This is a genomic window from Azospirillum sp. B2RO_4 (assembly GCF_051124815.1).
Lineage (GTDB): Bacteria > Pseudomonadota > Alphaproteobacteria > Azospirillales > Azospirillaceae > Azospirillum.
This window is the reverse complement of the sequence record NZ_CP118485.1, coordinates 1824702-1843747: the sequence shown is the minus strand read 5'-3', so window position 1 is coordinate 1843747 and position 19046 is coordinate 1824702. Positions and strand designations below refer to the sequence as shown.

The window sequence follows — 19046 nt, the reverse complement described above, 5'->3', positions numbered from 1 at the left end:
GCTGCCGCATCGCAAATCCCACCCTCTCCCGCGAAGCGGGGGAGGGAAGGGGCCCATGGCGTAGCCATGGGAAGGGAGGGGGCATTGTCAGCCAACTCCCCCGCCTTGACAGCCGGGGTGGCGCGCTCCTTATCGGTGGGGTAGGCTTTCCGCCGCCGACATCATCCGGGCGTATTCGCCCAATCCCCTCAAGAGGACCAGATGAAGTTCTCCTTCGCCAAGCCGTCCCTGCCGTCCTCCGGCGTGCTCGCCGTGACCGTCGCCGCCGACCGCAGCCTCGGCCCGATCGGGCGGGAGCTGGATCAGAAGACCGGCGGGGCGCTGGCCCGCGCCATGGCCGCCGCCCGCTTCACCGGCAAGAAGGACGAGACGCTGACGCTGCTCGCCCCGGCCGGGACCGAGCTCGACCGCATCCTGCTGGTCGGCATCGGCAAGGGCGCCGACCTGACCGATCTGGTCCTCCAGGCCGCCGGCGGCGCCATCGCCGTCCAGCTCGACAAGGCCGCCGACGAGGCCGCGCTGCTGGTCGAACTGCCGGAGGAGGCCAAGCTTTCCCCGGCCGCCGCCGCGGCCGAGATCGCCTTCGGCGCGCAGCTGCGCAGCTACAAGTTCGACAAGTACCGGACCAACGACCGGAAGTCCGACAAGAAGGACCCGAAGCCCAGCCTGCGCAAGGTGACGCTGCTGGTCGAGGATGACGGCGCCGCCAAGGCCGCCTTCAAGAAGCTCGACACGCTGGCCGACGCCATCCGCTTCACCCGCGATCTGGTGTCGGAACCGGCCAACGTCATCTATCCGGAAAGCCTGGCGGAGAAGACGAAGGACCTGGAGCAGTTCGGCGTCGAGGTCGAGATCCTCGACCAGAAGAAGCTGAAGAAGCTCGGCATGGGCGCCCTGCTGGGTGTCGCCCAGGGCAGCGCCTGCGAGCCGCGCGTGGTCGTCATGCGCTGGAACGGCAACCCCGATGCCGACGACAAGCGCCCGGTCGCCTTCATCGGCAAGGGTGTGACCTTCGACAGCGGCGGCATCTCGATCAAGGGTGCGGCCGGCATGGAAGACATGAAGTGGGACATGGGCGGCTCCGCCACCGTGATCGGCACCATGTACGCGCTGGCCGCCCGCAAGGCGAAGGTCAATGCCGTCGGCATCGTCGGTCTGGTGGAGAACATGCCGTCCGGAACGGCGCAGCGTCCCGGCGACATCGTCACCTCGGCCTCGGGCCAGACCATCGAGGTCATCAACACCGACGCCGAAGGCCGTCTGGTGCTGGCCGACTGCCTGTGGTACGCGCAGGACGCCTACAAGCCCAAGCTGATGATCGACCTCGCCACCCTGACCGGCGCCGTCATCGTCGCGCTGGGTCACGAGCATGCCGGCCTGTTCGCCAACGACGACGATCTCGCCATGAACCTGACGGCCGCCGGCCTGAAGGTGGGCCAGCCGGTGTGGCGGATGCCGCTCGGTGACGGCTATGACAAGGAAATCGACTCGCCGGCCGCCGACATGAAGAACACCGGGTCGGGCGGCGGCGCCGGCAGCATCGTCGGCGCGCAGTTCCTGAAGCGCTTCGTCAACGATGTGCCGTGGGCCCACATCGACATCGCCGGCGTGGCCTGGGCGAAGAAGGATGGGCCCACGGTGCCGAAGGGCGCCTCCGCCTTCGGCGTGCGTCTGCTCGACCGCTTCGTGGCGGAATACCACGAAGCCTGATGACCTGAGTTGTGTGAAGGAGCCATGACCGAAGTCCGCTTCTACCACCTGCAACGGCGCACGATGGAGCAGGCGCTGCCCAAGATCCTGGAGAAGGTTCTTGAGCGGAACTGGCGCGCCGTCGTGCTGGCCGGTTCGCCGGAGCGGGTGGACATGCTGAACCAGCATTTGTGGACCTACGATCCCGGCTCCTTCCTGCCGCACGGGGCGGCGCGCGACGGCTTCGCCGACAAGCAGCCGGTGTGGCTGACCGACGCCGACGAGAATCCCAACGGCGCCACCGTGCTGGTCACGGTGGACGGCTGCGTCAGCGACCGGATGGACGGCTTCGAACTGGTCTGCGACCTGTTCGACGGCAACGACGAGGAGGCGGTGCTGGCCGCCCGCCAGCGCTGGAAGGCCTGCAAGGCGGCCGGCCACAGCTTGACCTACTGGCAGCAGACCGAGCGCGGCGGCTGGGAAAAGCGGGCCTGAGCGGTGCCGGGCCGGGTGCCCGCCCGTTCATTTCGCCGGCCCTCTCATTTCGGATTGCATTCGATCCGTTCAGAGGCAAATCTAAATGCCCACGCGACGGTTCAAAGGTGCATGCTCCCGATGAACAGGAGCCAGATCGACCCGGCGCTCGCCCAGCAGGTCAAGGACGCGAGCATCCTGATCGTGGACGACAACCCGTCCAACGTCGACCTGCTGCGGGAAATCCTGAGCCACGACGGCTATCGCCATGTGCGCGGCGAGACCGATCCGCGCAAGGTGCCGGACCTCTGCGCGGCGGAGCCGTTCGACCTGCTGCTGATCGACATCCGCATGCCGCACATGAGCGGCTTCGACCTGATGGAGCGGCTGAAGCCGATCTTCGGCGACGATTACGTGCCGATCCTGGTGCTGACCGCCCAGACCGATCAGGAGACCCGGCGCAAGTCGCTGGAACTGGGCGCCAACGATTTCCTTACCAAGCCCTTCATCGCCTGGGAGCTTCTGCACCGTGTCCGCAACATGGTGGAAATCCGCAAGCTCTACCGCCGCGCCGCCGAACAGAACCGCGAGCTTGAACACCGGGTGACGGAGCGCACCGCCGAACTGTCGGATGCGCTGGAGGCGGCGCGCAAGGCCGACCGCGCCAAGCTGGATTTCCTGGCGGTGATGAGCCACGAGCTGCGCACGCCGCTGAACTCGATCATCGGCTTCGCCGACGTGCTGGCGGGGGAGGGGATGGGCAAGCTGGGCCATCCCGATTACCTGGAATATGTGAAGCTGATCGAGGAAAGCGGCCGGTCGCTGCTGACCATGGTCAACAACATCCTGGACTATACCCGCGGCTCCACCGGCTCCATCGAGATCCAGGAAAGCGATGTCAACATTCCCCAGATTCTGACCGGCTGCGCCGACATGCTGGCGCCAAAGGCGGCGGGAAAGCGGCTGACGCTGGCCGTCCATCCCTGTCCCGCCTTCCGCATGCGCATCGACCGCCGCCGGCTGCGCGAGATGGTGCTGAACCTGCTGGACAATGCGGTCAAGTTCACGCCTACCGGCGGCCATGTCGCCGTCGCGGTGGAGGACCGCGGAAATTTCGTCGGGCTGACCGTGCGCGATGACGGGCCGGGGATTCCGGCCGAGTTGATGGGTCGCATCTTCAACCCCTTCACCCAGGCCGAGCGCTCGCTGGTCCGACAGCATGAGGGGGTCGGGCTGGGGCTGCCCATCGTCCGCCGCTTCGCCGAACTGCATGGCGGCGGCGTGGAGATCGACAGCGCACCGGAGCGGGGGACGGCGGTGACGATCCTGCTGCCGAAGGAGCGGTTGCTGGAGGGGTGAGGTGCGGGCGTCGGGCCCCCTCCCTAACCCTCCCCCGCTCATGCGGGAGAGGGGACTGCCGCCGTTCTTTGCAAGATTTCAGCAAGTGTCCTGCCCCCTCTCCCACCGAAGGTGGGGGAGGGATGGGGAGGGGGCATCCACCCCCTCCATCAATGGAACGTGAACATCTCCGGCGCCGCGCCGATGCGCGCCACCAGCCCACCGCTGGGGGGCACTTGCCGCCACTGGTCACGCTGGGCATCGACAGGCTCGGACACCACGATCAGGCCATTCTCACCCCGGCGCCAATACAGGCTCGGGGGCTTGTCGTCGGAGGCCCAGCGGACCGCCCACACCCGTTCGCCGTCGGTCCAGGTGGCGGTGAAGCGCAGCGGCGCGGTGATGTCCAGCGCCTGCATCTCGTCGCGGATGGAATGCAGCACGCGCTGGAAGGCGCCGACCGACTCCTGCTCCAACCCCTGTCCCAGCGCCGCCAGGAAGATCGCCTCGCTGTCGGTGGTGCCGGTGCGGGCGCTGTACAGCTCGTCCGGGATCATCGCCTCCACCCGGCGGCGCAGGCGGGGCCAGTCGCCGATCTGCCCATTGTGCATGAACAGGAAGCGCCCGGCTTTGAAGGGATGGCAGTTGGCCCGGCTGACCGCGGTGCCGGTGGCTGCCCGCACATGGGCGAAGAACAGGTGGGAACGGACATGGCTGCAGATCGACTGCAGGTTCTCGTCCGACCAGGCCGGGCGGATCTCGCAATAGCGGCCGGGCTCGGTGCGCTCGCTGTACCAGCCGACGCCGAAACCGTCGCCGTTGGTCTCGGTCTTCGCCTCCGCGGCGTGCATCGACTGTTCGATCAGGGAATGGCAGGGCGTGCAGACCAGCGTTTCCAGGAACACGGGTTCGCCGCAATAGGCAAGAAACCGACACATCGACCGACGCACCATGGCAGCCGCGACAGGGAGTGCGTCAATTTGACCGGATGCGCCGTGTGAAACAAGGGGGCGGAGTCATGGAAGCGTCATGCCCGCCGCCACCTGTTGCATTTCCGCCGGTTATCGGCGGTTTCGCCCGATACTTGTCACCAGACCAGCTTGGGCAATGCCGCGACGCGCAGCGGCCCGACATAGAGCGCACGGTCCTGTACCGTGACCGGTGCCGTGACCACCGGTTCGCCGTTCGGGCCGGTCGGACGCGCCAGCATGGCCAATACGGTTTTGGCGATGGCGGCCTCGTTCGGGCGCATCATCGGCTTCACCGCATCCAGGATGGCCGGCGCGCCGCGGATCTCCGCCGTCAGCGCCGCCTGCGGCTGCAACTGGGCGTCCAGCGCCAGCGTGCCGGACAGCACCGCCCCCAGCGGTCCCCAATCCAGCGCCAGCCGGTCCAACTCCACCGTGCCGCCGTCGCGGCTCCAGGCAGACAGGCTCGCCGGTTCCGGCCGGGGCGGGGCACCCATGACGCGCAGGGTCAGTTCCGTCCGCTTCACTTCGCGGCCCAGCGTCGGCGGCATACCGTTGGGCAGGGTCAGCCCGTCGGCGCTGAGTGTCACGGTCAGGCCGGCGGTGCCGCGTTCGGCCGGCGGCTGGTCCGGCTGGGCGGCGCTGACGTCGAGCGCGGCGACCGGCACCGGCTGTCCGGCGACCCGCGCGGTCAGGCCGGTGAAGTGCAGGGCAAGCCGCTCCAGCGTACCGGACATCCGCATGGTCACGTCACCGCTGCCGCCCTGCGGGGCCAGAACGTCGACGGGCGGTTGACCGGGCTGAATGACGGACAGGCGCTGCTCGCCCGGAAAGGTGAGGGCGATGCGGGTCGGGTTCCACGGAGCGGCCTCCGCCACCAGGCCGGCGCCCTGCCAGTCGGCGCCGCGGGTCGCCAGATGGAGATTTTCCAACTCGGCCCGCAGGGTGAAGGGGAAGCCGCCGACCGTCAGCCCGCCATGTTCGACCACCGCGCCGTTGGCGCGCTGGTCGGCGACCCAGGTCTCCAGCCCCGCCCGCACGGAGCGGGCCGCCTGCCACCACCACAGCGAATAGAAAAGGGCAGGCAGCAGAAGGACCATCAGCAGCAGGATGGTCGCGATCCGGCGCCCGGTCAGCAGGCGGCGTGGGGCGGAAGAGGTGGCGTTGGGTCGCATCGGTGGCATGTCCGTTCCATCTCCGTACCGTTATAGCGACCCCGTAACCCGCATGCTAGGCTCGGTCGGTTCCGATTCGGCTCCGAACCATTCACCAGCGATCCCTCCCCCTGCGATCTCCCATGGCTCCCGATTCACCGCTTCCGACTCCTGCCTGGACCGGCGACATCGCCATCGAACCCGGCGCCGACCTGTGGGTGTTCGGCTATGGTTCGCTGATGTGGAACCCCGGCTTCATGTTCGCGGAGCGGCATGCGGCGACCCTGGCGGGATACCACCGCAGCTTCTGCGTCGCCTCTTACCGCTATCGCGGAACGCCGGAACGGCCGGGGCTGGTGCTGGGGCTGGACCGCGGCGGCTCCTGCCGGGGCATCGTCTTCCGGGTGGCCGCGGCGGAGGTGCCCTCGACCCTCGACTATCTGTGGGAGCGCGAGATGGACAGCCGGGTCTACCGGCCGAGGCTGCTGCGCGTGCGCCTGCGTGACGGCCGCTCGGCGGAAGGGCTGGAGTCGGTCAGCGCCTGCTGCTTCGTCGTCGACCGCAACCACCCGCAATACTGCCGAGGCCTGGACGAGGCTGCGGTCGTTTGTCGCATCGCCGGCTGCTGCGGCCAGCGCGGGCCCAACATCGATTACTTGGCCAACACAGTTGATCACTTGAAAGAGCTAGAGATCTGCGATGTCCGGTTGTCAAAGTTGTATGATCGGGTGCGCGCCTATGCGGGTTGATCTAGGCTTGGGATCTGTTTTTGGAGTCTTTTCGATCAATTGTGATGATTTTCCATCAATCTCTTAGCGGCCTGTAATCTTTTGACGTATTTGGCGTTTAATTTTGTTTCTACTATTCCGTTTTGACACTGACCGACCGAATCCATAGAATTCTAATATTCTATCCGGGAGGTCGTGCGAATGCAGAACGTCAGCATAAGAAAAAAATTCCTCACCATTTCCGCAGTTATGCTCTGCGCAATCATAGGTGTGGCCGCCATCCTTCTCTCTTCTCTTCACGCCACTCAACAGGAGGCCAGCGAGGCAAAGGTTCGTTCGATTGTCGAGGCGGCCATCGGTGTCGTCATAGATTTTGAAACCCGGGCCGCCAAGGGCGAGATGTCTGAGGATGCGGCGCGTACCGCAGCGCGCAACGCCTTGCGTGCGATGCGTTATGCCGGGAACGAATATCTGTTTGCCACAGATACCGATGGCTTGGTTGAAGTCCACGGTGGACAGCCGCAAATCGAAGGACGGAGTTTCAGCGGCTCCAAGGACCCGAATGGCATCCCCTTTGCGCAACTTCTTGTGGAAGAAGGTCTCAAGGGTGGCGGTTACGTCTCCTATTCCTGGCCGAAGGTGACGGGGGCCCAGCCAAGCCCGAAGATCGCCTATTCGCAGATGACGCCGGGATGGAAGTGGATCGTCGCCACCGGCGTCTATGTCGACGACATCGACGCCGAATTCCGCCGTCATGCGCTGCAGGCCGGATTGCTCGGTGGTGGTTTGGGCATCGCGGCGCTGTTGCTATCGCTGTGGATCGCCCGCTCCATCACGCATCCGCTGTCGCGGCTGACCGCGGCGATGCGCCGGCTGGCCGACGACGATCTCGACGTCGAGGTCACCGACACCGGTCGTCGCGACGAGATCGGCCTGATCGCCGCGACAGTCGGTGTGTTCAAGGAACGCGGGCTCGAAAACCGCCGGCTGCGTGCCGAGCAGGAGGAGATGCACGTCAAGGCGGAGGCCGAGAGGGTGGCCCTGCTGTCCAGGCTGGCCGATGGCTTCGAACGGTCGATCGGCGAGGTGGTGCGGCAGGTGACGGCCTCGGCCGGCACCATGCGCCAGACCGCCCAGTCACTGACCGCCAGCACCGGCACCGCCACCAGCCGCAGCAGCGCCGCCGCCCAGGCCGCGGAAGAGGCGGCGGTCAGCGTCAACACCGTTGCCGGCGCCACGGAGGAACTGTCCAGCTCCATCGGCGAGATCGGCCGGCAGGTCAGCGCCTCCAACGACGTGGCGAACCAGGCGGTGACCGAGGCAACCAAGACGAACGAGGTGATGAACGGCCTCGTCCGGGCCGCCAACGAGGTGGGCGAGGTGGTGAGCCTCATCAACTCCATCGCCGGGCAGACCAACCTGCTGGCGTTGAACGCCACCATCGAGGCCGCGCGTGCCGGCGAGCACGGCAAGGGCTTCGCCGTCGTGGCAAGCGAGGTAAAGGGTCTGGCCACCCAGACCGCCCGCGCCACCGAGGACATCCAGAGAAAGATCGCGGAAATCCAGCAGGCAACCAATGTGGCGGTGGTGGCGATCCGCGACATCGGCCATGTCATCGGCGAGATGACCAGCATCTCCAGCGCCATCGCCGCGGCGGTGGAGCAGCAGGGGGCCGCGACGCGCGACATCTCCGCCAACGTCCATCAGGCGGCCCAGGGGGCGCAGGCGGTCTCGATGAACGTCGCCGGCGCCAGCGAGGCGACCACCGATGCCGGCGCCAAGGCCAACGAGATGCTGGATGAATCCGGGCTCCTGACCGGCGTCGCCGACCGGCTGCGCCGCGAGGTGGACGGATTCCTGGAGAGCATCCGCGCGGCATGACGCCGCGCTGGCCCTTCGAAGATCCGGCGCCCATCTTCAGGGGCATGACGAAGCTGCGCATTCCGGTCCCGATCCTGGGGATCCTGGCGGGAGCGGCCTTGGCCCTGGGCGCAATCGCCCCGGCCGGTGCCGCCCCGCTGCACCACGACCTCGACCTGACGCTTGATCCTGCGGCCGGCCGGATAGAGGCGGTGGATCGGCTGACCCTGCCGGCCGGGACGCAGACCCTTCGGCTGGATCCGGCCTTGACGCTGCAGGAGGCGCGGGCCGGTGACAGGGGCCTTCCGGTGGATCGGCGCGGCGACCGGTTGCGGCTGGAGGTGCCGGAGGGAAGCGGACCGGTGACGCTCCGCTACGGCGGCCGGCTGCCGGGCTTTACCGCCGGCACCGGACTTGCGCTGGATGGCGAGGGCGCCTTCCTGCTGGGGCTCGGCGGCTGGCTGCCCGATCCGGTGACCGCGGTCGAGGAGCCGCCGACCTGGCGCCTGTCGGTGCGTGTGCCGGCGCCCTATGTCGCGGTCGCCACCGGCCGGCTGGTGGAGGAGGCGCGCGACGCCGCCGGCTATCGCGCGGTGTTCGAGGAAAGCCGCGGCGTCGAGGAACCCTCCGTCTTCGCCGGTCCCTGGACGGTGGAGGAGCGGATGGCTGGGGACCTCCGACTGCGGCTCTACCGCCATCCGGAGCAGACGGGGCTGGCCGACGGCTATCTCGGCCTGTCGGAGCAGGCGATCGCCGCCGGGTCCGCCCGCATCGGCGCCTATCCCTTCGACGGATTCAGCATCGTGTCGGTTCCGCCGCCGGTCGGGCTTGGCTTTCCCGGCCTGACCGCCATCGGCCGCGTCGTCCTGCCGCTGCCCTTCATCCGCAGCCAATCGCTGACCCACGAGATCATGCACAACTGGTGGGGCAACGGCGTGCGGGTCGATGGGGGCGGCAATTGGGCGGAGGGAATGACCACCTACATGGCCGATTATGCCGCCGCCCGCGAACGCGGCGCCGATGCCGCGCGGGCGATGCGGCTGGACTGGCTGCGCGACTATGCCGCCCTGCCGGCCGAGCGCGACCGACCGCTGACGGCGTTCCTGTCCAAGACGCACGATGCCTCGCAGATCGTCGGCTACGGCAAGGCGGCGATGCTGTTCCACATGCTGGAGGCGGAGATCGGGCACGACGCCTTCGACGCCGGGATCCGCCGCTTCTGGAGCGAACATGCCTTCCAGGCGGCCGGCTGGACCGACCTGCGCCATGCCTTCGAGGCGGCATCCGGCCGTGACCTGAGCGGCATGTTCAGTCAATGGGTGGAGCGGCGGGGCGCGCCGATGCTGACCCTGGTCGATGCCCGTGCCGATGGCGACGGTGTGCAGCTGACCCTGAGGCAGGAGGCTGACACGCCCTATGCCCTGACCGTGCCGGTGCGGCTGGAAACGGCGACGGGGGTGGAGGAGCGGAGCGTCCAACTCGACAGCCGGCAGGCGACGTTGCGCATTCCCGCGAAAGCGGAGGTTCGGGCGGTGGCGGTCGATCCCGATTTCGACCTGTTCCGCCGTCTGGCGCCGGGGGAGGCGCCGCCGATCCTGCGTGACGTGACCCTGCGTCCGGGTACGGAGCGGGTGATTGCCGCTGACGGCCCTATGGATGGCGAGGCGGCGGAGGCCGCAAGGACGTTGGCCGGTCGGCTGATCGACGGCGCCGGTCGGGAAAGCGCTGGTGGAGTGGCGCCGCTGTTGCTGGTCGGCACCGACGCGGCTGTGGCGCGGGAGTTGGAGGCGCGCGGACTGCCTCCGGTGCCGCCGGAACTGGCCGGGCGGGGCAGCGCGCGGGTATGGGTGTCGCACGCGGCGGACGGTCGCACGGCGCTGGTGGTGTCGGGCGTGGATGCAGAGGCGCTGAAGGCGCTCGTCCGTCCGCTTCCGCATTACGGGCGGCAGAGCTGGCTGGTCTTTGAGGGCGCGAAGGCGCTGGACCGCGGGGTGTGGGCGGTCGGCGACAGTCCGCTGCGGCGGATGGTGGGGCGGTGAGGGTGGGGGAGGTTAGGGTTCAGCTTACGATGCCCCCACCCCAACCCTCCCCCGCTGGGCGGGGGAGGGGGTAAGTACTTGTTCAGAAAGGCTGCGGCAGTCCCTCCCCCGCCCAGCGGGGGAGGTTAGGTGGGGGTCTAACCTAGCAAAAGCGATAACCTTCTCTACTTCCCCTCGCCCCAGACCAGCCCGTTGAACAGCGGCTCGATCACCGGCTGGCCGACGTCTCGGGTGATGAAGACCAGCTTGGTGCGGTGGTCGTCGCTGGGCCAGTCCTCCAGGCGGACGGGCGGGTGGAACATGTGCTGGACACCGTGGACGACCACGGGAAGCTCGCTTTCCTGGACGTTCAGCAAGCCCTTCACCCGCAGCAGGTTCTCGCCGGCCTGGGCGATCAGCGCCTCCATGAAGTCGACGAAGCCGTTCCAGGGAATCGGACGGTCGATCACCATGCAGAAGGCGCGGATGTGGTCGTCATGGCGGTTGGCGTCATGGTGATGATCGTGACCGCAGTCGGGACCGCAATGGTCGCCGTGATCGTGGTCATGATCGTGGTCATGGCCGTGCCCATGCCCATGATCGTGATCGTGGCCATGGTCGTGATGCCCATGCGCCTTGGCCTGCTCGTCGCGATAGGCCTCCTCGCGCAGCCAGCGGGCGACGTCGGGGCTCTTGGTCTCGGGGTTGTAGAGCCCGGCGTCGAACAGCTTGTTCGGATCGACCTCGCCATGGGCGGCGGGGATGATCGGGGCGGCCGGGTTGATGGCGGCGAGGCGCTGCATCAGGGCGGCGGTCGCCGCCGGGGTGGCGACGTCGGTCTTGGTCAGGACGATGCGGTCGGCGACGGCGGCTTGCTTCACGCTTTCCGGCTGCCGGTCGAGCTGGAGCGAGCCGTGCGCGGCGTCCACCGTGGCGATGACGCCGTCCAGGCGGAAGCGGGCGGCCAGCAGCGGGTCCGACATCAGGGTGTGGATGATCGGGGCGGGATCGGCCAGCCCGGTCGTCTCCACCACCACCCGGTCGAATTCGGGGATCTCGCCCTTCACCCGCTTCAGGAACAGGTCGCGGAGCGTGTCGACCAGATCGCCGCGGATGGTGCAGCACAGGCAGCCGCTGTCCATCAGCACCATGTTCTCCGACGCCTTGGCGACCAGCAGATGGTCGAGCCCGACCTCGCCGAACTCGTTGATGACGATGGCGGTGCGGGCCATGGCCGGGTTGCGCAGCAGCGCCTGCAGCAGCGTGGTCTTGCCGCTGCCGAGGAAGCCGGTCAGCACCGAGACGGGAAGACGGGCGGGAGGGGCGGCGGGAGCGCTCAACGGGGAATCTCCTGACAGGATTTGCACAGGCCGCGCACCTCGACGGTGGGGCGCTGGACGCGGAAGCCGCGCTCGGCCGCCGCGGCGATGATGGCGGCGCCGACGCCGGGATCGTCGATCTCGGCGGCATCGCCGCAGGCCTCGCACACCAGGAACTGTCCGGAATGGACATCCCCCGGTGCCGCACAGCCGACATAGGCGTTCAGCGACTCGATGCGGTGGACCAGCCCCTGTTCGACCAGGAACTCCAGCGCACGGTAGACGGTCAGCGGCGCCGCCGCCTTGCCGTCCTGCTGGCTGAGATCCTCCAGGATCGCATAGGCGCCGCGCGGCCGGTGGCTGGACCACACCAGCTCCAGCACGCGGCGGCGCAGCGCGGTCAGCCGCGCCCCCCGTTCGGCGCACAGCGCGTCGGCACGGGTCAGGGCATCGGCGATGCAGTGGGTATGGTCGTGAAGCGCGGACATGGGTGTTACTTTATAACACTCTGCCGGCTGTTGCAACGCGCCAAGGGAAAAGGCGGCCCCGGGGGAGGGGCCGCCTTGTCAGGTGGCGGTTGTTCTTTCTTTTTGGGACGGCGCGGCCGCACCGGGCCGCTGCCGGAAAGATAGCGACGGCGCGTGACCGTTTGCGGGCGCGGTGGTGACCGTTCAATGAAGATCGCCGCTCAGGTCGTGGACTCCGCCTTGCCCTTGCGCTCGTTGTAGAGGGCCAGCGCGCGGTCGCGGGCGACGGCATGGTCGAGGATCGGCCGCGGATAGTCGTCGCCCAGCCGGAGGCCGGCCTGCCGCAGCACCTCGGTCGGGGCGGCCCAGGGTTGGTGGATCCAGCGTGGCGGCAGCCGGTCCAGTTCGGGGACGTAGCGGCGGACGTAATCGCCCTGGGGGTCGAACTTTTCGCCCTGCAGAACCGGGTTGAAGACGCGGAAGAAGGGGGCGGCATCGGCGCCGCAGCCGGCCACCCACTGCCAGTTGCCGGCATTCTGGGCCAGATCGGCATCGACCAGCGTGTCCCAGAACCAGCGCTCCCCCTCCTGCCAGGGCAGCAGCAGATCCTTGATCAGGAAGGAGGCGACGATCATCCGCACCCGGTTGTGCATCCAGCCGGTCTCCCACAGTTGGCGCATGCCGGCATCGACGATGGGGTAGCCGGTGCGCCCGCGCTGCCAAGCCCGCAGGCCCGCCGCATCGTCGCGCCAGGGGAAGTCGGCGAAGCGGTGGTCGAGCGGGCTATCGGGCAACTCCGGCGCGTGGTGCAGCAGATGGTATTGGAACTCGCGCCAGCCGATTTCGCGCAGGAAGGCGTCGATGCCGGGCGCCAGTTCCGGCCGGGCGTCGGCGGCATGGCGGGCGGCGTGCCAGACCTGCCGCGGCCCGATCTCCCCGAAGGCCAGATGGGGCGACAGGGCGGAGGTGCCGGCACGGTCCGGCCGGTCGCGCTCCGTCGCATAGACCCCGACCGGCCCATCGAGGAAATCGGCGAGGTGGGACAGCGCCGCCGTCTCTCCCGGCACCCAGCGCTTGCGCAGGCCGGCGGCCCAATCGGGCTTGGTCGGCAGCAGGCCCCAACCGTCGAGATCGTCGCTGGCCGGGGCGGTCGCCGACGCCCTCAGTTCGGACGGCGCACGCGTCGGCAGCGGCGGGTTCAGCGTGGCCGACAGATGGCGCCAGAAGGGGGTGAAGACCTTGAAGGGACCGCCGCTCTTGTTGCGGACGGTCCAGGGCTCGGCCAGCAGGCCGGCGTTGAAGCTGCGCGTGTCGACGCCACGTTGCTTCAACCGGGTCTTGATCGCCGAATCGCGGGCAGTCTGAGCGGGAGTATAGCGGCGGTTCCACAGCACGCACTCCGCACCCGTCTCCGCGATCAGCGCGTCGAGCACGGCCCCCGGCTCGCCCCGGCGCAGTACCAGCGGCGAGCCGTGGCGTGCGCAGCAGGTGGCGAGCCGTTCCAGGCTGCCGTGCAGCCACCAGCGCTGCGCTCCGCCCAGCGCCCATGGATCCAAGGGGGGATCGCCGGCTTCCTCTTCCAGGATATAGAGCGGGATGACCGGCGCGCCGCGCTCGGCAGAGGCCAGGGCGGCGGCGGTCAGCGCCGGGTTGTCGGCAAGGCGCAGGTCGTTGCGGAACCAGACGATGATGGGGGCGGGCATGCGCGGTGCTCGGTTGGACTCATCCGGATCCACCGATATAGGCCGCGCTCACGCTTCGGCCAGAGCGTCAGCGTGCGCGATCCGGCGACAAACGGGCGCAGGGGAAGCGGTAGACCCGGCCGCGCGCCGTTATCAGCACTTCGAAACCCGGCGCCAGCAGCCCGTCGAAGGCGGCGTCCAGCACGTTCAGCCCGCCGGTGAAGCTGCCGAAGGCCGGCAGGATCAACTTGGCGCCGTCATGGGCGAAGCAGCGCTCGCGCACCCGCCGTCCGGCCAGCGCCACCGCGGCGGCCGGGTGAAGGTGTCCCGACAGTTCGCCCACCGCGCCCTGCTGGGCCTCGTGCCGGAAGGTCAGCGGGCCGACGGACAGCTCCGCCGCCACCCGGCCGCCGAAGCCCTGCGGCGGCTCCGGATCGTGGTTGCCGGTGATCCACACCCAATCGGCGACGGCGGCGGTCAGCCCGCGCAGCCGCTCCACGTCGGCGGTGTCCATCCGCTCCGCCGCGCGGCGGTCGTGGAAGCTGTCTCCCAGGCACAGCACGCGCGCCGGCCGGATTCGCGCGATCAACTCCCCCAGCCGGTCGAGCGTCGCCCGCGTGTCGTAGGGCGGCAGCATCCGGCCGCGCGCGGCGAAGGCTGACCCCTTTTCCAGATGCAGGTCGGCGACAGCGAGGATGCTTTCCGCCGGCCACAGCAGCGCGCCGGATGGATCGGCCAGCAGGTCGGCTCCGCGGAGGGTCAAGGCGGCACGGCTGTCATCGCCCTGACAGGCAGACCTGTGGACTTGGGAGGAAGCTGACAACATTCGTTTACCGGCAATCATCGGAAGCGGCCAATATCCATGAAATTTTTATGGGCATGATGTTTGCAGCCGGACGGGCCGCCGCCGTGGAGGCATGGCGGATCACAACCATACCCGGAGGATACCCATGGCCACAGTGACGTTCACCGGCCTGAACATGCCCAAGGACATGACCGTCTACGCTGTCGCCGGCGATACCGGCACTCTGCTGGCGCTGGCGAAGAAGCACGACATCCCGATCCCGTTCCAGTGCCAGGACGGCGAATGCGGCTCCTGCCTCGTCAAGGTGAGCTATCTGGACGGGAAGACTCCGATGGCCATCGACCTGACCGAAAAGGAGAAAGTCACCCTGTCCGTCAACGGCAAGCTGAACCGGAACCTGCTGGAGGCGGCCGAGAACGCCCACCTCCCGCCGCCCTACCGTCTGGCCTGCCAGTTCATCGTCCGTGACGAGACCATTCTCGTCGAATTCAGCGGCGAGCCGGGCGTGGAGCCGGAACTGCGCAAGTAACCTGCGGGCGGCTTGGGGCGGTGTCACAACGACAACCGCCCCTGCTGCGGGCGCCCGGTTGCCGATTTCGCAGGCCGTGGCGCAGCCAGTTCCGGCATCGCCTCCGCCAGAAGCTCGGCCTCGGCGGCGGCGAGCAGTTCGTCGGTGGCGCTGCCGTCCACCCGCTCGCGCCCGATCTCCAGGATCACCGGCACCGCCAGCGGAGAGATGCGGTCGAGGTCCTTGTGGGTGATGCGTCCGCGAACCCGCGCCAGGAAGTCGGACAGGCGGCGGATGTCGGTCAGCCCGCCCGCCGCATCGGCCCGTGTCGCCCGCAGCAGCACATGGCCGGGGTCGTGCTTGCGCAGCACGTCATAGATCAGGTCGGAGGAGAAGGTGACCTGCCGGCCCGTCTTTTCCTGCCCCGGATGGCGGCGGTCGATCACCCCGGCGATCAGCGCCACATTGCGGAAGGTCCGCCGCAGCATCGAGGATTCGTCCATCCAGGCTTCCAGATCGTCGCCCAGCATGTCCTGGTCGAACAGGGCGTCCATGTCGGTGCCCATATCCTGGGGAGATCTCAGCGACCACACCGCCAGCACATAGTCTGTGGCGACGAAGCCCAGCGGTCCCAGGCCGAAGCGCTCCATCCGCCGGGTCAGCAGCATGCCCAAGGTCTGGTGCGCATTGCGGCCCTCGAAGGCATAGGCGACGAGGAACTGCTTGCCCGCTTTGGGAAAGGTCTCCACCAGCAACCCGTCGCGATTCGGCAGGACCGAACGGTAGCGCTGCAGGCGCAGCCATTCCTGCACATCCTCCGGCAGCCCGTCCCACTGGCGCGGATCGGCCAGCATGGCGCGCACGCGCTCGGCCAGATGGGTGGTCAGCGGCAGCCGCCCGCCGGCATAGGCGGGGACCTTCGGATCGCCGGTGCCGCCCTTGGCGACCTGCGCCTCCATCTCGCGCACGCCGAGGAATTTCAGAAGCTGTCCGGCGAAGAGGAAGGTGTCGCCGGGGGTCAGGCCCTGGATGAAATACTCCTCCACCTCGCCCAGCACCGGGCCGCGGTTCAGCCGGACGCGCAGCAGCGCCTCCTGGGTAATGGTGCCGACATTCATCCGGTACTGGCGCGCCACCACCGGGCCGGCCACCGCCATCCGCCCATCCTCGCGCAGCCGCAACCGCTGGAACCGTTCATAGGCGCCGAGCGCGTAGCCGCCGGTGGTGACGAAATCCAGGACGTCGTCGAACTCGTCGCGCGTCATCGCGGCATAGGGGGCGGCGGAGACCACCTCCTCATACAGCTCATCCGGCAGGAAGGGGGCGGCGCAGGCCATGCCGAGCAGATGCTGGGCCAACACGTCCAGACCGCCCGGCCGCGGCGCCTCGCCGTCCAGCGTGTGGTCGTGCACCGCCTCCAGCGCCGCGCGGCATTCCAGCACTTCGAAGCGGTTGGCGGGGACCAGCAGGGCTCGGCTCGGCTCGTCCAGCCGGTGATTGGCGCGGCCGATGCGCTGGACCAGCCGGCTCGATCCCTTGGGTGCGCCGATCTGCACCACGAGATCCACCGCCGCCCAGTCGATGCCGAGATCGAGCGAGGAAGTGGCGACCACCGCCCGCAACTCGCCGCGCGCCATGGCGCCCTCGACCTTGCGGCGCTGTTCCACCGCCAGCGAGCCGTGGTGGAGCGCGATCGGCAGATTGTCGTCATTGACCCGCCACAGCGCCTGGAACACCAGCTCGGCCTGGGCGCGGGTGTTGACGAACAGCAGGGTGGTGCGCTGGCGGCGGATGCGCTCGTAAATCTCCTTCATGGCGTGCATCGCCATGTGGCCGGCCCAGGGCACCCGCTCCTGCGAGGTCAGGATCTCCACCTCCGCCTGCGCGCCGCTGCGACCCAGCACGAGCCGCACGTCGTCTGAGTCGGTTCCGTCATGCCGGCCACGGCGCGACAGCCAGGCCAGCAGCCGCTCCGGCTCCGCCACCGTGGCCGACAGCCCGACCCGCCGGGCGGCGGGGGCGAGGCGCGACAGCCGCGCCAGACCCAGCGCCAGCAGGTCGCCGCGCTTGGATCCTGCCAGCGCATGCAGCTCGTCGATGATGACGCAGCGGAGGTTGCGGAACAGCCGGTCGGCGTCGGTATAGGACAGCAGCAGAGCCAGACTTTCCGGCGTCGTCATCAGCATGTGCGGCGGATGGGTGCGCTGGCGCTTGCGCTTGGCTTCCGGCGTGTCGCCGGTGCGGGTCTCGGCGCGGATCGGCAGCCGCATCTCGGCGATGGGCTGTTCGAGATTGCGCTGGATGTCGACAGCCAGCGCCTTCAGCGGCGAGATGTAGAGGGTATGCAGCCCTTCGCGCGGTCTTTCCGCCAGCTCGATCAGCGATGGCAGGAAGCCGGCGAGCGTCTTGCCGCCGCCGGTCGGCGCGATCAGCAGGGCGCTTTCCCCCCGTTCCGCCGCCTCCACCATGGCGACCTGATGCGGGTGCGGCGCCCAGCCGCGCGACCGGAACCACGCGGCGACGTTGGGCGGGATCAGGGCGGGGGAGGGGGCATCCATGGCGGTCGGACTGTACCGGATCGCCTGGAACGGAGAAAGAACGAACTGGGGGAGGGCGTTACGCCGTCGCCGCCTTCTTCATCCCGAAGCAATGCTCCGGCCCCGGAAAGGCTCGGGCCCGCACCTCGGCGGCGTAGGTCGCGGCGGCCTCGCCGACCGTCTCGCCCAGGTTGGCGTAGCGCTTGACGAATTTCGGCTGGAAGGCGCCGAACAGGCCGAGCATGTCGTCGGTGACCAGCACCTGCCCATCGCAGGCCGGCGAGCCGCCGATGCCGATGGTGGGGATCGCCACCTCTTCGGTGATGCGACGGGCCAGCCCTTCCATCGTGCCCTCGATCACCAGGGTGAAGGCGCCGGCCTCCGCAATCGCGCGGGCGTCGGCGGCGATGCGTTCGGCGGCTTCGGCATCGCGGCCGACCGCCTTGTAGCCGCCCAGCGTGTTCACCGACTGCGGCGTCAACCCGACATGGCCCATCACCGGAATGCCGCGGGCGGTCAGGAAGGCCACCGTCTCCGCCATCTCCAGCCCGCCTTCCAGCTTGACCGCCTGGGCGCCGGTTTCCGCCATCACGCGGGCCGAGGCGCGGAAGGCGGCCTCCTTGCTCTCCTGATAGCTGCCGAAGGGCAGATCGACGACGACGCAGGCGCGCTCGGAGCCACGAACCACTGCGGCGCCATGGGCGATCATCATGTCCAGCGTCACCGGCAGCGTGCTGTCCAGTCCATAGACCACCATGCCCAGCGAATCGCCGACCAGCAGGATATCGACATGCGGATCGAGCAGCCGCGCCACCGGAGCGGTGTAGGCGGTCAGGCAGACGATCGGTTCGCCTCCCTTGCGGGCGCGCAACGCCGGGACCGAGTGGCGGGCGGTGAGGTTGGAAGCGCTCATGATCGGGTCTTTCCGGGCTGGCTGTTCGCTTGCCGACGGTTCCATACGCTGGTCCGGCAATACGCTTGACCGGCGGAAGGTTGAGGCAAGCGAAATGGCGCAGATACACCAAAACCGCCCACGCGAGGATCGCGGGACGGTCGGGTGCAAGACACAAGGGGTCTTGGGCGCGCATCACACGCGCCCTTCGCAGTCGCTACGTGCGACCGACGATTAATAGCCCTCGCGTTCCATCCGCTTGCGGAGCAGCTTGCGGGTGCGACGCACCGCTTCAGCCTTCTCACGCGCACGCTTCTCCGAGGGCTTCTCGTAGTTGCGACGCAGCTTCATTTCACGGAAAATGCCCTCGCGCTGCATCTTCTTCTTCAGCGCGCGGAGGGCCTGATCGACGTTGTTATCTCGGACCAGAACTTGCACGTTTACCGTCACCCTTCCAAGTGTGCCGTGTTGCGCAAAGGCAACAAATAGGTATGCGCGGCAGGCGCACCCCTTGTGTGGGCGCAGTGTGTAGCATGCCCCACCGCTTTTGTGAAGGGGAGTCTTCGGCCTCCAAGCATAAGCCCGGCCGGAAGCGCAGGAATCGGTT

General features: G+C 68.4%; 16 protein-coding genes. 7 read left to right on the top strand and 9 right to left on the bottom strand.

The window, feature by feature from the left end; genetic code table 11:
* Positions 1–201: 201 nt before the first annotated feature.
* The 3 genes from PWS46_RS08705 (at position 202) to PWS46_RS08695 (ending at position 3522) form a co-directional block, all read left to right on the top strand.
* Entirely contained in the window at positions 202–1710 is a 1509-nt protein-coding gene (locus tag PWS46_RS08705) for a leucyl aminopeptidase (RefSeq protein WP_434613809.1), read from the top strand.
* A gap of 24 nt (positions 1711–1734) precedes the next feature.
* Entirely contained in the window at positions 1735–2184 is a 450-nt protein-coding gene (locus PWS46_RS08700; protein ID WP_434613806.1) for a DNA polymerase III subunit chi, read from the top strand.
* A 120-nt stretch (positions 2185–2304) separates the two neighbouring features.
* Entirely contained in the window at positions 2305–3522 is a 1218-nt protein-coding gene (locus PWS46_RS08695) for an ATP-binding response regulator (RefSeq protein WP_434613803.1), read from the top strand.
* A 149-nt stretch (positions 3523–3671) separates the two neighbouring features.
* On the opposite strand, the gene PWS46_RS08690 is transcribed toward PWS46_RS08695, so the two are convergent.
* Positions 3672–4439: a class II glutamine amidotransferase gene (locus PWS46_RS08690; RefSeq protein ID WP_434613800.1), complete on the bottom strand. Its 768-nt coding sequence runs from the start codon at positions 4437–4439 to the stop codon at positions 3672–3674.
* A gap of 149 nt (positions 4440–4588) precedes the next feature.
* Entirely contained in the window at positions 4589–5644 is a 1056-nt protein-coding gene (locus PWS46_RS08685) for a DUF2125 domain-containing protein (RefSeq protein WP_434613797.1), read from the bottom strand.
* Positions 5645–5766: 122 nt separating this feature from the next.
* Here PWS46_RS08685 and PWS46_RS08680 point away from each other — a divergent pair, with 122 nt between their 5' ends.
* The 3 genes from PWS46_RS08680 to PWS46_RS08670 all read left to right on the top strand — a co-directional run bounded on the left by PWS46_RS08680 (position 5767) and on the right by PWS46_RS08670 (position 10250).
* Positions 5767–6372 carry a gamma-glutamylcyclotransferase gene (locus tag PWS46_RS08680; RefSeq protein WP_434613794.1) on the top strand — a complete coding sequence of 202 codons (606 nt, stop codon included), beginning with the start codon at positions 5767–5769 and terminating at the stop codon, positions 6370–6372.
* A gap of 180 nt (positions 6373–6552) precedes the next feature.
* Positions 6553–8232, top strand: a complete 1680-nt coding sequence (locus tag PWS46_RS08675; protein WP_434613791.1) for a methyl-accepting chemotaxis protein — start codon at positions 6553–6555, stop codon at positions 8230–8232.
* Between the two features lie 44 nt (positions 8233–8276).
* On the top strand, positions 8277–10250 hold the full coding sequence (locus tag PWS46_RS08670) for a M1 family metallopeptidase (protein ID WP_434613789.1): 1974 nt from the start codon (positions 8277–8279) through the stop codon (positions 10248–10250).
* Between the two features lie 164 nt (positions 10251–10414).
* On the opposite strand, the gene PWS46_RS08665 is transcribed toward PWS46_RS08670, so the two are convergent.
* The 4 genes from PWS46_RS08665 to pdeM all read right to left on the bottom strand — a co-directional run bounded on the left by PWS46_RS08665 (position 10415) and on the right by pdeM (position 14523).
* Positions 10415–11596, bottom strand: coding sequence for a CobW family GTP-binding protein (locus tag PWS46_RS08665; protein WP_434613787.1), 1182 nt, complete (start codon positions 11594–11596; stop codon positions 10415–10417).
* Positions 11566–12036: a Fur family transcriptional regulator gene (locus PWS46_RS08660; RefSeq protein WP_434613784.1), complete on the bottom strand. Its 471-nt coding sequence runs from the start codon at positions 12034–12036 to the stop codon at positions 11566–11568. Before PWS46_RS08660 ends, PWS46_RS08665 begins: the two co-directional genes overlap by 31 nt.
* A 200-nt stretch (positions 12037–12236) precedes the next feature.
* Positions 12237–13718 (bottom strand): cryptochrome/photolyase family protein, encoded by a 1482-nt coding sequence (locus tag PWS46_RS08655; RefSeq protein WP_434613781.1) that lies wholly within the window; start codon positions 13716–13718, stop codon positions 12237–12239.
* Positions 13719–13785: 67 nt separating this feature from the next.
* The gene (gene pdeM, locus PWS46_RS08650; RefSeq protein ID WP_434613778.1) at positions 13786–14523 is read right to left on the bottom strand and encodes a ligase-associated DNA damage response endonuclease PdeM; all 738 of its coding nucleotides are present in this window, start codon (positions 14521–14523) and stop codon (positions 13786–13788) included.
* Between the two features lie 124 nt (positions 14524–14647).
* Here pdeM and PWS46_RS08645 point away from each other — a divergent pair, with 124 nt between their 5' ends.
* Positions 14648–15031 carry a 2Fe-2S iron-sulfur cluster-binding protein gene (locus PWS46_RS08645; protein WP_434613775.1) on the top strand — a complete coding sequence of 128 codons (384 nt, stop codon included), beginning with the start codon at positions 14648–14650 and terminating at the stop codon, positions 15029–15031.
* Positions 15032–15054: 23 nt separating this feature from the next.
* Here PWS46_RS08645 and PWS46_RS08640 read toward each other — a convergent pair whose 3' ends face one another.
* From PWS46_RS08640 to rpsU, 3 genes are all read right to left on the bottom strand, one after another.
* Positions 15055–17568, bottom strand: coding sequence for a ligase-associated DNA damage response DEXH box helicase (locus PWS46_RS08640; RefSeq protein WP_434613772.1), 2514 nt, complete (start codon positions 17566–17568; stop codon positions 15055–15057).
* Positions 17569–17626: 58 nt separating this feature from the next.
* The gene (panB, locus tag PWS46_RS08635) at positions 17627–18460 is read right to left on the bottom strand and encodes a 3-methyl-2-oxobutanoate hydroxymethyltransferase (protein WP_434613769.1); all 834 of its coding nucleotides are present in this window, start codon (positions 18458–18460) and stop codon (positions 17627–17629) included.
* A gap of 213 nt (positions 18461–18673) precedes the next feature.
* Positions 18674–18877: a 30S ribosomal protein S21 gene (gene rpsU, locus PWS46_RS08630; RefSeq protein WP_012974546.1), complete on the bottom strand. Its 204-nt coding sequence runs from the start codon at positions 18875–18877 to the stop codon at positions 18674–18676.
* Between the last annotated feature and the right edge of the window lie 169 nt (positions 18878–19046).

Bases quoted from the DNA above. Each gene is read 5' to 3' on its own strand.
- PWS46_RS08705 (WP_434613809.1), top strand. From the start codon at position 202: ATGAAGTTCTCCTTCGCCAAGCCGTCCCTGCCGTCCTCCGGCGTGCTC.
- PWS46_RS08700 (WP_434613806.1), top strand. From the start codon at position 1,735: ATGACCGAAGTCCGCTTCTACCACCTGCAACGGCGCACGATGGAGCAG.
- PWS46_RS08695 (WP_434613803.1), top strand. From the start codon at position 2,305: ATGAACAGGAGCCAGATCGACCCGGCGCTCGCCCAGCAGGTCAAGGAC.
- PWS46_RS08690 (WP_434613800.1), bottom strand. From the start codon at position 4,439: ATGTGTCGGTTTCTTGCCTATTGCGGCGAACCCGTGTTCCTGGAAACG.
- PWS46_RS08685 (WP_434613797.1), bottom strand. From the start codon at position 5,644: ATGCGACCCAACGCCACCTCTTCCGCCCCACGCCGCCTGCTGACCGGG.
- PWS46_RS08680 (WP_434613794.1), top strand. From the start codon at position 5,767: ATGGCTCCCGATTCACCGCTTCCGACTCCTGCCTGGACCGGCGACATC.
- PWS46_RS08675 (WP_434613791.1), top strand. From the start codon at position 6,553: ATGCAGAACGTCAGCATAAGAAAAAAATTCCTCACCATTTCCGCAGTT.
- PWS46_RS08670 (WP_434613789.1), top strand. From the start codon at position 8,277: ATGACGAAGCTGCGCATTCCGGTCCCGATCCTGGGGATCCTGGCGGGA.
- PWS46_RS08660 (WP_434613784.1), bottom strand. From the start codon at position 12,036: ATGTCCGCGCTTCACGACCATACCCACTGCATCGCCGATGCCCTGACC.
- PWS46_RS08655 (WP_434613781.1), bottom strand. From the start codon at position 13,718: ATGCCCGCCCCCATCATCGTCTGGTTCCGCAACGACCTGCGCCTTGCC.
- pdeM (WP_434613778.1), bottom strand. From the start codon at position 14,523: ATGTTGTCAGCTTCCTCCCAAGTCCACAGGTCTGCCTGTCAGGGCGAT.
- PWS46_RS08645 (WP_434613775.1), top strand. From the start codon at position 14,648: ATGGCCACAGTGACGTTCACCGGCCTGAACATGCCCAAGGACATGACC.
- PWS46_RS08640 (WP_434613772.1), bottom strand. From the start codon at position 17,568: ATGGATGCCCCCTCCCCCGCCCTGATCCCGCCCAACGTCGCCGCGTGG.
- panB (WP_434613769.1), bottom strand. From the start codon at position 18,460: ATGAGCGCTTCCAACCTCACCGCCCGCCACTCGGTCCCGGCGTTGCGC.